Below are 13,606 nucleotides of genomic sequence, written 5' to 3' on the forward strand. Positions count from 1 at the left end.
TTGATTAGCTACCGACAGTGCGCCGGAGAAATCGTAAAAATATGGAATTGGCGCACCAAACCGTGAGCGGCGCAATGATTCGCTTGCAGCCCCCTTGCCGCCGCTCTAGCGTTCCTGCGTTTGAGCAAACCAAGAAAAGCAAGGGAAACGCCGATGTTGCCGGGCCTGAAGGCCGGATTCACGCTGGACGCCCGGCTGGAGGCGGACAGCGAGCAGTTGATGTGGCTTGGGCTGTGCGAACTGCGCGTGATGAACGACCGCCGCTGGCCATGGCTGCTCCTGGTGCCGCAGCGGCCGGGCGCGGAGGAAATCCACGACATGACGCCGCTCGACCAGGCGATGCTGACCTTCGAGACCAATATGGTGGCACAGGCGCTGAAGAAGGCGACCGGCTGTACCAAGATCAACACCGGCGCGCTCGGCAACATCGTGCGCCAGCTGCACATCCATGTCATCGCGCGTTCGGAAGGCGATCCCGGCTGGCCAGGCCCGGTGTGGGGGCACGGCCTGCGTGAACCCTATCAACGTTCCGACCTGCGGCGGTTTGCCGAAACGATCAAGGCGGCGCTATAAGCGTTCCCCGTGTCCATCCCGCAACGTACGCCAGAGTCTCCATGAGCTTCCGCCTGTTTGACGCGCCTTTGCGCGAGCCGAGCCAGTTCGTCGGCTTTGCCGGCAACACCATCGACCGGCAATCCGAGAACCGCGCCGACGATTCCGTCGACAAGGCGCTCGCCGATCCGGCGACGCGGCTGCTTCTGATGAATGGCGGCCGGCTCTATCTGAAGCTCGGGGATGGCGGCCTTGATCCCTGGTTCGGCGCGGCCGAAAGCCAACCCTTCAAACCATCCCTCGAACAGGGTGTTCTGCTCGGCTTTTCCGAAAACGGACCGGTGCTGGCCGTGCCGGCCGGCATCGACGCCGATCAATTGCCGGAAACCATCAAGGCCATCGACTACCGCTCGGTCTATATGCAAGGGCTGATCGACGAGGCGGCTGCCGGCGCGATGGCGCAAGGGGCGGCCCTGCTTGCCTGGCATGCCAGCCATCGTTTCTGCAGCAAATGCGGCACGCAATCGCAGATGCGGGCCGGCGGCTACAAGCGGCATTGCCCGAATTGCGGCACCGAGCATTTTCCGCGCACCGACCCGGTGGCGATCATGCTGACGGCGACGCGGGAGAAGTGCCTGCTCGGGCGCGGCCGGCATTTCGCGCCGGGCATGTACTCGGCCCTTGCCGGCTTCATCGAGCCGGGTGAGACGATCGAAGCGGCGGTGCGCCGCGAGACGCTGGAAGAGGCCGGCATCAGGCTTGGCCGCGTCGTCTACCACGCCAGCCAGCCCTGGCCGTTTCCCTATTCGCTGATGATCGGCTGCTTTGGCGAGCCGCTCAACGACGATATCCAGGCCGATCTCAACGAGCTGGAGGACTGCCGCTGGTTTGCCCGCGACGAGGTGCGTTTGATGCTGACCCGGGAGCATCCCGGCAATTTGATCACGCCACCGAAAGGCGCCATTGCGCATCACCTCATCCGCGCCTGGGTCGACTCGGAATGATGGCAGCGAACACCGAAAGACATTGCAGGAGCAGGACATGATCCGTCACACCGTCGTCTTCACGCTGAAGCATCCGCCGCATTCGCTGGAGGAAAAGAGGTTCCTGGTCGACGCCAAGAAAATCCTCACCGCGATCAGGGGCGTCACGCATTTCGAGCAATTGCGGCAGATCAGCCCCAAGAACGACTATCACTTCGGCTTCTCGATGGAGTTCGCCGACCAGGCCGCCTACAACAGGTTCAACGACCATCCAGACCATGTCGCCTTCGTGCGCGACCGCTGGGTGCCGGAGGTCGCGGCGTTCATGGAGATCGACTACGTGCCACTGGGCGCGGTGATTTAGTCCGCCACTTTCCACTGCTCACGCGACGCGCTGGCCGGATAGACACCGAGAATCCGCACTTCGCGCGAGAAGAAACGAAGCTCGTCCAGCGCCAGCTTGACCAGCGGGTCGTCGGGATGGCCCTCGATGTCGGCGTAGAACAGCGTCGCCGTGAACGCGCCCAGCTGGTAGCTCTCCAGCTTGGTCATGTTGATGCCGTTGGTGGCAAACCCGCCCATCGCCTTGTAGAGCGCGGCCGGCACGTTGCGGACGCGGAAGATGAAGGTCGTCATCATCTTGACGTCAGCCGACGGGCGCTCGGCCCATTGCTTGTTCTTGGTCAAGACGACAAAGCGGGTGACGTTAGAGTCGGTGTCCTCGACATTTTGCTCGATGATATCGAGCCCATAGAGCGTCGCGGCCAGCGCCGGCGACAGCGCCGCCATGGTGCGGTCCTTGACCTCGGAGACCATCTTGGCGGCACCAGCCGTATCGCCGGCGACGATCGCCTTCCAGCCGTTCTTGCGGATGTATTTGCGGCACTGGCCAAGCGCGTGGATGTGGCTGTGCACCGTCTTGATCTCGTCGCGCTTGACGCCCGGCAGCACCATCAGCTGGAAATGGATCGGCAGGAAATATTCGCCGATGATGTGCAGCTTCGATTCCGGTAGGAGATGATGGATGTCGGCGACGCGCCCGGCAATGGTGTTCTCGATCGGGATCATGGCGAGGTCGGCCTTGCCGGTCTCGACCGCGTTGAACGCATCCTCGAAGGTCGGACACGGCAACGGTTCCATCGATGGATAGACGTTGCGGGAGGCGGTGTCGGAATTGGCGCCCGGCTCGCCCTGGAAGGATATTCTGTTGGTCTTTTCAGGCATGGGCCAATTCTCGATTCAAGGGGTCTCGGCTTCGAAGGGATTTTTCAGTTTGCAAGGATGGTTCTGGCGCGTTCGAGGTCTTCCGGCGTGTCGACGCCAAGCGGTAGCGACTCGACGATCTCGACGTCGATGCGCATGCCGGCCTCCAGCGCCCGCAGCTGCTCCAGTCGCTCGCGGCGTTCGAGCGGCGACGGCTTCAGCGCGACAAAACGCTCGAGCGCGGCGCGACGATAGGCATAGAGACCGACATGGTGATAAAGCGGCCCTTCTCCCCAGGGTGCCGTGGCACGGGTGAAATAGAGCGCCCTCAGCCTGGTGCCCGAGAGCGGCGAACCGACGATCTTGACGACGTTGGGATTGGTCTTTTCCTCGTCGCGGACGATCTCGACACCAAGGGTGGCGATGTCTACCGCCCCGTCCTCGAACGGCCTGAGCGACGCGGCGATGATCTGGGGATCGATGGTCGGCAGGTCGCCCTGCACATTGACGATGGTTTCGACCTTGCGCTCAGGATCAAGCGCGACCAGCGCTTCGTGGATGCGGTCTGAGCCGGATTCGTGGTCCATGCGCGTCATCACGGCCTCGAAACCGTGTGCGCGCACCGCTTCGGCCACACTTTGCGTGTCGGTCGCCACCACCACCCGGCCAAGGCCGGCCTCGGCGGCGCGGCGGGCGACATGGACGATCATCGGGGCGCCGGCGATGTCGGCCAGCGGCTTGCCCGGCAGGCGGGTCGAGGCCATGCGGGCCGGGATCAGGATCAGCGTGGACATCTCAGGTGCAAAGCGTCTCAAAAAGTGGGCAGGGAAAGTGGCAAAAGGTCTCACTGGAAGCGCCCTTATAGGTGTTGCAACGCCGCAGCAAAAGACCTAGTTTCCGCCCGATTTGACCGCCCTGGCAGGGTGGGTCACGATACCGACGGACGGAGTGAACGGTTCGGTCCGCCGGAAAAGGGAGCAAGGGGCGTATGGATTCCAACGAAGTCAACAAACTGCTCGCCGGATTGCTCGGAACCGTTTTCGTGGTCTTCTCGGTCGGCATTGTGTCCGATGCGCTGTTTGCTTCGCCGGCGCCGGAAAAGCCCGGTTTCGCCATCGAGGCCACGGAGCCGGCCGAAGGCGGCCCGGCCGCGCCTGCCGCCGAAGCCAAGCCGATCGCCGACCTGCTGGCGACCGCCAATGTCGAGCAGGGTGCTGCCGTCTTCAAGAAGTGCCAGGCCTGCCATTCCGGCGAAAAGGGCGGCCCCAACAAGGTCGGCCCGGATCTGTGGGATCTCGTCGACCGCCCGGTGGCCGAGCATGAAGGCTTTGCCTATTCGGCCGGCATGAAGGAATTTTCCAAGGGCGGCACCGAGAAGTGGACCTACGACAACATCAACCACTTCATCACCTCGCCGAAGAAATTCGTAAAGGGCACCGCCATGGGCTTCGCCGGCCTGCCCAAGGACGAGGACCGTGCCAACGTCATCGCCTATCTGCGCACGCTGTCCGACAGCCCCAAGCCGCTGCCGGCACCAGGCGCTGCCGCCGATGCGAGCGCGCCGGCCAAGCCGGCTGAAGCCGCAGCTCCCGCCAAGCCAGCAGCGCCGGCCGCTCCCGCCGCCCCGGCTCCAGCCGCACCCGCACCGGCGCCGGCTCAATAACCAGATATCATCTCGACGACCTTGAAAAAGCCGGGTTCAGCCCGGCTTTTTTGTTAGGAAAACCGCATATGCGGCGACAAAGCCGCGCATGGCGGTTTTCACGAGCGCCAAATCATCTAGATTGCCCATAACGGGCATTGCGAAGAGGATAGTGCATGACGGTTGGCCGAACGCTTCTCAAGTCGTTGCTGGCGGCAGCCCTTCTGGCGGCGGGATTGCAGGCTGCCCGCGCCGACGAATGGCGCACCACCTCATCGCTGATCGGCGAGTCCAAATACGGCGACAATTTCCAGCACTACGACTACGTCAACCCGAATGCGCCCAAGGGCGGCACGCTGAACCGGGTGGTGATCGGCACCTTCGACAACTTCAATCCCTATATCGTGCAGGGATCGCCGGCGGCCGGCCTCGTCGGATTCGGCGGCGGCCTGCTGTACGACACCCTCATGGAGCAGGCGACCGACGAAGGCAGCACCAGTCATCCGCTGATCGCCAATGCCTACAAATATCCGGCCGACTATTCCTCGGCGACCTACCGGCTCGACCCGCGCGCCAAATGGCATGACGGCCAGCCGATCACCGTCGACGACGTGATCTGGTCGTTCAAGGTGCTGAAGGCCAACAGCCCGTTGTACAATCGCTATTTTGAGAACGTCACCGACGCGGTCGCGGTCTCCGACCGCGAGGTCGAGTTCCATTTCAACCAGAAGGGCAACAGGGAACTGCCGAAGATTCTCGGCGATCTGGTCGTTCTGCCGAAGCACTGGTGGGAGGGCAACGACGCCAATGGCAAGAAACGCGACATCACCAAAACGACTCTGGAGCCGCCGCTGGGGTCAGCCGCCTACAAGATCGCCAGTTTCAAGCCGGGTTCTGAAATCATCTGGCAGCGTGTGCCGGACTATTGGGGCGCCAAACTGCCGGTGAAGATCGGCCGCGAGAATTTCGACAAGCAGCGTTTCAGCTATTTCCTTGACGACAACGCCGGTTGGCAGGCCTTCACCAAGGGGGGCTTCGAGGACTTCCGCGCCGAGGCACGCGCCCAGCGTTGGGCGGTCGAGTACACCTTTCCGGCGATCAAATCAGGAGATGTCATAAAAAAGGAATTCCCCACGACGTCACCGGAACCCATGCAGGCCTATTTGATGAATACGCGCCGCCCGCTGTTCCAGGATGTGCGTGTACGCCAGGCACTCACCTACGCGTATGATTTCGAGAGCATGAACCGAACCATTTTCTTCGGCGCCTATACGCGCACGGACAGCTATTTCGAAGGCGGCGATCTGGCCTCGACTGGCCTGCCACAAGGCAAGGAGCTGGAGATTCTCCAGCCGTTTCGAGACAAGTTGCCCCCTGAACTGTTCACGCAGGAATTCAAGCTGCCTGTATACGACACGCCACAATCGGGGCGCGAGAATTTGCGCAAGGCCTACGAGCTTTTCAAGCAAGCCGGTTGGGTCAATCAGGCCGGAAAGCTGGTGAATGCGAAGACCGGCGAAGTGTTCAAGATCGAGTTCCTCGGCAATGATCCCGTTGACGAGCGGGTCGCCTCGCCTTTCATCGACAATTTGCGTCGCCTGGGCATCGATGCAACGCTGCGCATTGTCGATGACAGTCAGTATACGAACCGAACCCGCGCTTTCGACTTCGACATGCTGGCGCTCACAGGCTTTCAGCAATCCAACTCACCTGGCAACGAACAGCGCGACTTTTTCAGTTCCACTGCAGCGGACAGGGCCGGGTCACGCAATTTGGCCGGCATCAAGAACCCTGTCGTCGATGCACTGATCGACCGCGTCATCTTTGCAACTGACCGTGATGACCTGGTGGCTGCGACCCGCGCCCTCGACAGGGTGTTGCTTTGGAACTTCTACATGGTGCCGCAATGGCACCTGGGGAAAGTTCGGGCTGCATACTGGAACAAGTTCGACATGCCTGAAATGCAGCCAACCTATCTCGGCGTCGATTTGGACTCCTGGTGGATCGACCCGGACAAGGAAAAGGCGCTGGCGGCCAAGTACAAGGGCAGCAATTGATGGCGGCCCTGCCCCGTCGCGGCTTTCTGGCCCTCGGCACGGCAGCAGTCGCGGCAACTCTGTTGCCAGGCCGGGCCTTCGCCGATATTGCGACCGGCACCAAACTGCACGGCCTGTCGGCTTTCGGCGACCTCAAATACAGACCGGACTTCACGCATTTCGACTATGTCAATCCGGATGCCCCAAAGGGCGGCCAGATGAATTTCGCGCCGCCGAACGCCACCTTGAATCAGAGCTTCCTGACCTTCAACACATTGAACTCACTGGTGTTGAAGGGGGAGGCGCCGCCGCGCACCGAACTCTGTTTCGATTCGCTGATGACAAGCGCGCTCGATGAGCCGGATGCGGTCTATGGCCTGCTTGCCGAAACCGTTACGCTGTCGCCAGACCGCAACGGTTTCCGCTTCGCGCTGCGACCGCAAGCGCGTTTCCACGACGGCTCGCCGCTGACCGCGGAAGACGTTGTCTTCGCGCTGAAGCTTTATAAAGACAAGGGCCATCCGAACCTTTCCCAGGCGTTGCGGTATATGACTGAGGCGGTCGCGGTCGATCCCGTAACCCTCAATCTCACCTTCAACGGCAAACAGTCGGCGCAAAACATCCTTGCGATCGTGGGAATGCCGATCGTCTCCAAGGCCTTTTATACGGCCAATGATTTCGATGCCTCGACCATGACACCGCCGCTTGGCTCGGGACCCTACAAAATTGGGCGCGTGGCGGCCGGACAGACTGTCGAATATGGCCGGGTGGCCGACTATTGGGGCCGCGATCTCCCAGTGAACCGCGGCCTCTACAATTTCGACCGCATCCGCATCGACTTCTATCTTGACCGGCAAGCGGCATTCGAGGCCTTCAAGAAAGGCGACACGCATTTTCGCGAGGAATTCACCGCGCGGGTATGGGCTACCGGATACGACTTTCCGGCGCTGAAGGACGGCAAGGTCGTCAAACGGGAATTTCCCGGCGAGAAGACGCCAGACATGCAGGGCGTCGCACTGAACCAGCGTCGTCCGCAATTCCGCGATGAGCGGGTGCGGCGGGCGATCGCCCGGTGCTTCGATTTCGAATGGATGAAGCGGGCGCTGTTTTACGGCTCTTACGAGCGCTCTCAATCGAACTTCGAACGGTCCGATTACAAAGCCGAAGGCTTGCCCTCGCCTGAGGAATTGGCCCTGCTGGAGCCATTCCGGGCCGAGTTGCCGCCGGAGGTCTTTGGCGAAGCCGTGACGCAACCTCTGTCCGACGGTTCGGGCCATGACCGCAAGCTGCTGGGCGAAGCTTCGAGATTGCTTGCGCAAGCCGGCTGGAAGCGCGCGGACAGTTTCCTTGTCAACGACAAGGGTGAGCGGCTGCGGGTCGAAATGCTGGCGGAGGATGACGGCATCGTTCGCATCTTCACCCCATGGTCCGAGAATATGAAGGCGATCGGGATCGACGCCTCGATCCGGCAGGTCGATTCGGCACAGTATGAACAGCGGCACAGCAATTACGACTTCGATCTTACCCTGCTGCATTGGTCGATCGGGGCGACGCCGACTGACGACGGCCTGGAGATGCTCTATGATTCCCGGATGGCTAAAACGCCGGGGCAGCGCAACTATCCCGGCACCGAGAGCAAGGCCATCGACGCGCTGGTCGTGGCAGCCGGCAAGGCGAAAAGCCGAATTGAACTCGTCACGGCGCTCAGAGCGCTCGACCGGGTCTTGCGCGCGCGGCTGGACTGGATTCCAACATACTATCTGGCGAATCACCGCGTCGCCGATTGGGACATGTTCGGCTTTGTCGAGCAGAAGCCCGATTTCGGCTTTCCGGTCGAGACGCTGTGGTGGTTCGATAAGGGCAAGGCGGCAAAAATTGGCAAAGGCTGAGATATCAGTCCAACGGGGGCAGAAAGCCTGATGGGCGCCTATATCCTGCGCCGCATCCTTTTGATGATCCCGACCCTGTTCGGCATCATGGCGATATCCTTCGCCGTCATCCAGTTCGCACCCGGCGGCCCGGTCGAGCAGGTCATAGCCAGGCTGACCAATCAGGGCGGCAGCGATCGCCTTGGCGGCGGCGGTGGCGATGCAGGCGGCAGCGCCAATTTCGACGTCGCCGGCGATGTCAGCTCGAAATATCGCGGCGCGCAGGGACTCGATCCGGAATTCATCAAGAAGCTGGAGAAGCAGTTCGGTTTCGACAAGCCGCCGCTCGAACGCTTCGGCATGATGCTGTGGAACTATTCCCGCTTCGATTTCGGCGACAGCTATTTCCGCGACATTTCCGTGCTCGACCTGATCCTGGAAAAAATGCCGGTGTCGATCTCGATCGGGCTGTGGATCACACTGCTGTCCTACCTGATCTCGATCCCGCTCGGCATCCGCAAGGCGGTCAAGGACGGCACGCCCTTCGACGTCTGGACCAGCGGCGTCGTCATTGTCGGCTATGCCATACCGGGCTTCCTGTTCGGCATCATGCTGATGGTTCTGTTTGCCGGCGGGTCCTTCTGGGACTGGTTTCCGTTGCGCGGCCTCACCTCAGACAATTGGGATCAATTGTCCTGGTGGGGCAAGATCGTCGACTATTTCTGGCATATGACCTTGCCACTGACCGCGCTGGTGCTGTCGGCCTTCGCCACCACGACGCTGTTGACCAAGAACTCGTTCCTCGAAGAAATCCGCAAGCAGTATGTGGTGACGGCGCGGGCCAAGGGCCTGTCGGAACGGCAGGTGCTCTATGGCCACGTCTTCCGCAATGCCATGCTGATCGTCATCGCAGGCTTTCCAGGCGCCTTCATCTCGGCCTTCTTCACCGGCTCGCTGCTGATCGAGAACATCTTTTCGCTCGATGGCCTCGGCCTACTCGGCTTCCGGTCGGTGGTCGAGCGTGACTATCCGGTGGTGTTCGCCAATCTTTACATCTTCTCGCTTCTCGGGCTGTTCGTCGGCCTGCTGTCCGATCTGCTCTACACCTGGGTCGATCCGCGCATCGATTTCGAGCGGAGAGACGTCTGATGTCGCAGGCTACTGCCACCGCGGAGGCGGCACCCGCGCGGATCAAGCGGCCGTTTCTGTCGCCGCTCAACAAGCGTCGCCTGCAGAATTTCAAAGCCAACCGGCGCGGCTTCTGGTCGTTGTGGATATTCCTCGTCCTGTTCGTGCTGTCGCTGTTTGCCGAATTCATCGCCAACGACAAACCGATCATCGCTTCCTACAAGGGCGAGATCCTGTTTCCGGTGCTGGTCGCCTACCCCGAGGAAAAATTCGGCGGCTTCTATGCCGTCACCGACTATCGCGACCCGGTCATCCAGGACGAGATCAACGCCAATGGCTGGATGATCTGGCCGCCGGTGCGCTACTCCTATCAGACCGTCAACAACGCCATTCCGGAGGCCGCGCCGGCCAGGCCGTCCTGGCAGTATGACGCCAAGACGCGCTGCAACCAGTATCCGCAAGGTGCCGCCGACCCTGCCTGCATCGTCGGCAACTGGAACTGGCTCGGCACCGATGACCAGGCGCGCGACGTGCTGGCGCGCGTCATCTACGGCTTCCGCATTTCGGTCCTGTTCGGCCTGATCCTGACTGCCGGCTCGGCACTGATCGGCGTCGCGGCCGGCGCCGTGCAAGGCTATTTCGGCGGCTGGACCGATCTGCTGTTCCAGCGTTTCATCGAAATCTGGTCGGCCATCCCAGTGCTTTATCTCCTGCTCATCGTCGCCGCCATCCTGCCGCCGGGCTTCTTCATCCTGCTCGGCCTGATGCTGTTGTTCTCCTGGGTGGCGCTGGTCGGCGTGGTGCGGGCGGAGTTCCTGCGCGCCCGCAATTTCGAATATGTCAACGCGGCCCGCGCGCTCGGCGTGCCCAACCGCACCATCATGTTCCGGCACCTGTTGCCCAATGCCATGGTGGCGACCTTGACCTTCCTGCCCTTCCTGCTCTCAGGCTCGATCTCGACGCTGACCTCGCTCGACTATCTCGGCTTTGGCCTGCCGCCCGGCTCCGCCTCGCTCGGCGAACTGCTCAAGCAGGCGCAGCGCAACCTCAACGCGCCGTGGCTCGGCATTTCCGGCTTCATCGTCATCTCGCTGATGCTGTCGCTGCTGGTCTTCGTCGGCGAGGCGACGCGCGATGCCTTCGATCCGCGCAAGACGTTCCGATGAGCGAAGCACCCTTGCTCAGCGTACAGGACCTCAGCGTCGCCTTTGGCCAGGGCGGCGGCCAGTCGCTGGCTGTCGACCACATCTCGTTCGACATCGCCAAGGGCGAGACGGTGGCGCTGGTCGGCGAATCCGGCTCCGGCAAATCGGTCTCGGCACTGTCGGTGCTGAAGCTGTTGCCCTATCCCAGCGCCAGCCACCCCTCGGGAAAGATCCTGTTCCAGGGCGCCGATCTGCTTGCGATGAGCGAGAAGCAGCTTCGGCAGGTGCGCGGCAACAAGATCACCATGATCTTCCAGGAGCCGATGACGTCGCTCAATCCGCTACACACGATCGAGCATCAAATCGTCGAGATCCTGAAGCTGCATCAAGGCATGGCCGACCGCCCGGCCAAGGAGCGCACGCTGGCGTTGCTCAACGAGGTCGGCATTCGCGATCCGCACAAGCGTCTCGATGCCTATCCGCATCAGCTGTCCGGTGGCCAGCGTCAGCGCGTGATGATCGCCATGGCGCTGGCCAACGAGCCTGAACTTTTGATCGCCGACGAGCCGACGACGGCGCTCGACGTCACCGTGCAGGCGCAGATTCTCGAACTGCTGGCCGGCCTGAAGAGCCGCAAAGGCATGTCGATGCTGTTCATCACCCATGATCTCGGCATCGTGCGCAAGATTGCCGACCGGGTCTGTGTGATGACCAAGGGCAAGATCGTCGAGACGGGACCGACGAAGGAGATATTCGCCAATCCCCAGCATGCCTACACCCGGCATCTGCTGGCCGCCGAGCCGAAGGGCAAGCCGCCGGCCGCCAATGCCGCCGCCAAGGCGGTGATGACCGGCAAGGACATAAAGGTCTGGTTCCCGATCAAGCAGGGTTTCTTCCGCCGCACCGTCGACAATGTGAAGGCGGTCGACGGCATCGATGTCACCGTGCGCGCCGGCCAGACGCTCGGCGTGGTCGGCGAATCCGGCTCCGGCAAGACGACGCTCGGCCTGGCGCTGGCGCGCATGATCTCGTCGACCGGGTCCATCCAGTTCAACGGCCGCGACATCAACCAGCTGTCCTTCAACGCCATGCGGCCGCTCAGGCGCGAATTGCAAATCGTCTTCCAGGATCCGTTCGGCTCGCTCAGCCCGCGCATGTCGATCGCCGAGATCATCGAGGAAGGCCTGAAGATCCACGAGCCGAAGCTGTCGCCCGACCAGCGCGACGACAAGGTGGCGGCCGTGCTGAAGGAAGTCGGGCTCGATCCGGCGACACGCAACCGCTATCCGCACGAGTTTTCCGGCGGCCAGCGCCAGCGCGTCGCCATCGCACGCGCCATGGTGCTCAACCCGCGCTTCGTCATGCTGGATGAGCCGACATCGGCGCTCGACATGAGCGTGCAGGCGCAGGTCGTCGACCTTCTGCGCAGCCTGCAGGCCAAGCACGACCTCGCCTATCTCTTCATCAGCCATGACCTGAAAGTCATCCGCGCGCTGGCCAACGACGTCATCGTCATGCGCAACGGCAGGATCGTCGAAGCCGGCCCTTCCCAGCAGATTTTTGAAAATCCGCAAACCGACTATACTCGGGCGCTGATCTCGGCCGCCTTCAAGATAGAGACGGCGCCTGTCGGCATCGTCAGCGAGTAATTTGCGTAAAGAGGGACTAAAAGACTGCAATGGAAAAAGGCCGCATCCTGCTTGCCGTCACCGGCTTTCATCCGCAGCGCTGGCGCGACCTTTTGTCGGCCGAGCGAGAGGTGGTGCTGGAGCCGGACGGCGCCAGCGACCCCTCGATCACCTATGCCGTGGTGTGGAAGCAGAAGCCGAACATTCTGGCGTCGCTGCCCAATCTGCGCGCCATCTTCTCGATCGGCGCCGGCGTCGACCATATCTTCGCCGATCCCGGCCTGCCCGACGTGCCGATCGTCAAGGTCGTCGCCGACAACCTCACCCAGTACATGACCGAATATGTCGTCTGGCGGGTGCTCGACCATCACCGCCAGGGCCTGCTCTACCGGTCGCAGCAGCCGAAGAAGATCTGGCACGAGCCGCAGCAAAGGCCGGCCGGTGACATTTCGGTCGGCATCATGGGCCTCGGCAGTCTCGGCCGCGCCGCGGCCTCGGTGCTGCTGTCGCTCGGCTTTGCCGTCAATGGCTGGTCGCGAAGCGACAAGGCCATGCAAGGTGTCGCGACCTATTCCGGCGAGGCCGGGCTGATCCCCTTCCTCAAGGCAACCGACATACTGGTGGTGCTCTTGCCGCTGACGCCGGACACCAAGGGCATCATCAACTATGGCGTGCTGAAGGAATTGAGGAAGCGCAACGGCCTCGGCGGCTCGGTGCTGATCAATGCCGGACGCGGCCGCCTGCAGAAGGACGCCGACATTTTGCGGGCACTGGATGACGGCACGCTGAAGGAGGCAAGCCTCGATGTGTTCGAGGTCGAACCGCTGCCGAAGACCAGTCCGCTGTGGGGACATCCAAAAGTGTTCGTGACGCCGCACGCGGCGGCGACCTCCGACCCTGTCCATTTGGCGCCAATCATGCTGCGCCAGATGGACGCCTTCGAACGCGGCGAAAAGCTCGACAATCTGGTGGACCGCAAAGCCGGATATTAACCAGGCAGAGCGAGCTTCTTCTGCTTGTTCGGCTGGCCGCATTCGTGGCGGTCGATCGACCGGTTCATGGCATCGATCTCGCCGCTCGCCTGGTCGGTATCGCGCTTGGCCTTGGAGCGCATGTCCGGCGTGAACGGGCCGAAGCCCATCGCCGGATTGGAGAATGTCGGTTTGGCCTTCGTCGGAAGGTTGTATTGCTGCGCCAAGCCGTTGCGCTGCGCCAGCAATTGGTCGCACGGCACGCTGTCATACTGCAGGGAGGACTGGATGTTGGCGTCCTGCCGTTCCGCCATCGAGGTGCCGCCGACGCAGCCGGCGGTCAGCAGGCAAGATGCCAAGATCATCATGTTCCAGCGCATCGACTATGCTCCTCCTGATATCCCGCCCCGATGCGACCAGATCGCAAATATCAGTCGCGCATGCAAATCG

The 13,606-nt window shown here is 62.1% G+C and carries 13 protein-coding genes; 10 read left to right on the forward strand and 3 right to left on the reverse strand.

The genetic code is table 11. The features are described from left to right. Window positions 1-153: 153 nt before the first annotated feature. Genes FCU66_RS20985 through FCU66_RS20995 form a run of 3 tightly spaced genes read left to right on the forward strand, consistent with a single transcriptional unit; the run spans window position 154 to window position 1,899 of the window. Window positions 154-573 carry an HIT domain-containing protein gene (locus tag FCU66_RS20985; protein WP_013527933.1) on the forward strand — a complete coding sequence of 140 codons (420 nt, stop codon included), beginning with the start codon at window positions 154-156 and terminating at the stop codon, window positions 571-573. Window positions 574-614: 41 nt separating this feature from the next. Next, entirely contained in the window at window positions 615-1,556 is a 942-nt protein-coding gene (gene nudC / locus FCU66_RS20990; protein ID WP_136619861.1) for an NAD(+) diphosphatase, read from the forward strand. Window positions 1,557-1,593: 37 nt separating this feature from the next. After that, the gene (locus FCU66_RS20995; RefSeq protein ID WP_136619862.1) at window positions 1,594-1,899 is read left to right on the forward strand and encodes a Dabb family protein; all 306 of its coding nucleotides are present in this window, start codon (window positions 1,594-1,596) and stop codon (window positions 1,897-1,899) included. Here the strand turns inward: FCU66_RS20995 and FCU66_RS21000 are convergent. Continuing rightward, on the reverse strand, window positions 1,896-2,759 hold the full coding sequence (locus tag FCU66_RS21000; RefSeq protein ID WP_136619863.1) for a prephenate dehydratase: 864 nt from the start codon (window positions 2,757-2,759) through the stop codon (window positions 1,896-1,898). The genes FCU66_RS20995 and FCU66_RS21000 overlap by 4 nt on opposite strands. 44 nt (window positions 2,760-2,803) lie before the next feature. Further along, complete coding sequence (locus FCU66_RS21005; protein WP_136619864.1) at window positions 2,804-3,532, reverse strand: 3-deoxy-manno-octulosonate cytidylyltransferase; 729 nt, start codon at window positions 3,530-3,532, stop codon at window positions 2,804-2,806. Between the two features lie 194 nt (window positions 3,533-3,726). On the opposite strand from FCU66_RS21005, the gene FCU66_RS21010 reads away from it, so the two are divergent. The 7 genes from FCU66_RS21010 to FCU66_RS21040 all read left to right on the forward strand — a co-directional run bounded on the left by FCU66_RS21010 (window position 3,727) and on the right by FCU66_RS21040 (window position 13,177). Beyond that, a complete protein-coding gene (locus tag FCU66_RS21010; protein WP_136619865.1) occupies window positions 3,727-4,401 on the forward strand; it encodes a c-type cytochrome in 675 nt (224 codons plus the stop codon). A 155-nt stretch (window positions 4,402-4,556) separates the two neighbouring features. Then, a complete protein-coding gene (locus tag FCU66_RS21015) occupies window positions 4,557-6,437 on the forward strand; it encodes an extracellular solute-binding protein (RefSeq protein WP_136619866.1) in 1,881 nt (626 codons plus the stop codon). After that, a complete protein-coding gene (locus tag FCU66_RS21020; RefSeq protein WP_136619867.1) occupies window positions 6,437-8,305 on the forward strand; it encodes an extracellular solute-binding protein in 1,869 nt (622 codons plus the stop codon). The genes FCU66_RS21015 and FCU66_RS21020 overlap by 1 nt, the downstream gene beginning before the upstream one ends. Window positions 8,306-8,335: 30 nt before the next feature. Next, window positions 8,336-9,433 carry a microcin C ABC transporter permease YejB gene (locus tag FCU66_RS21025; RefSeq protein ID WP_109666276.1) on the forward strand — a complete coding sequence of 366 codons (1,098 nt, stop codon included), beginning with the start codon at window positions 8,336-8,338 and terminating at the stop codon, window positions 9,431-9,433. Then, window positions 9,433-10,578 carry an ABC transporter permease gene (locus tag FCU66_RS21030; protein ID WP_136619868.1) on the forward strand — a complete coding sequence of 382 codons (1,146 nt, stop codon included), beginning with the start codon at window positions 9,433-9,435 and terminating at the stop codon, window positions 10,576-10,578. The genes FCU66_RS21025 and FCU66_RS21030 overlap by 1 nt, the downstream gene beginning before the upstream one ends. Next, a complete protein-coding gene (locus FCU66_RS21035; protein WP_136619869.1) occupies window positions 10,575-12,206 on the forward strand; it encodes an ABC transporter ATP-binding protein in 1,632 nt (543 codons plus the stop codon). The genes FCU66_RS21030 and FCU66_RS21035 overlap by 4 nt, the downstream gene beginning before the upstream one ends. A 29-nt stretch (window positions 12,207-12,235) precedes the next feature. Then, window positions 12,236-13,177: a 2-hydroxyacid dehydrogenase gene (locus FCU66_RS21040; RefSeq protein ID WP_136619870.1), complete on the forward strand. Its 942-nt coding sequence runs from the start codon at window positions 12,236-12,238 to the stop codon at window positions 13,175-13,177. Here FCU66_RS21040 and FCU66_RS21045 read toward each other — a convergent pair. Further along, the gene (locus FCU66_RS21045; RefSeq protein WP_136619871.1) at window positions 13,174-13,536 is read right to left on the reverse strand and encodes a hypothetical protein; all 363 of its coding nucleotides are present in this window, start codon (window positions 13,534-13,536) and stop codon (window positions 13,174-13,176) included. The two genes, FCU66_RS21040 and FCU66_RS21045, sit on opposite strands and share 4 nt — an antisense overlap. Window positions 13,537-13,606 lie beyond the last annotated feature (70 nt).

Origin of the sequence: Mesorhizobium norvegicum (genome assembly GCF_004919685.1) — a bacterium.
Taxonomy (GTDB): domain Bacteria; phylum Pseudomonadota; class Alphaproteobacteria; order Rhizobiales; family Rhizobiaceae; genus Mesorhizobium; species Mesorhizobium norvegicum.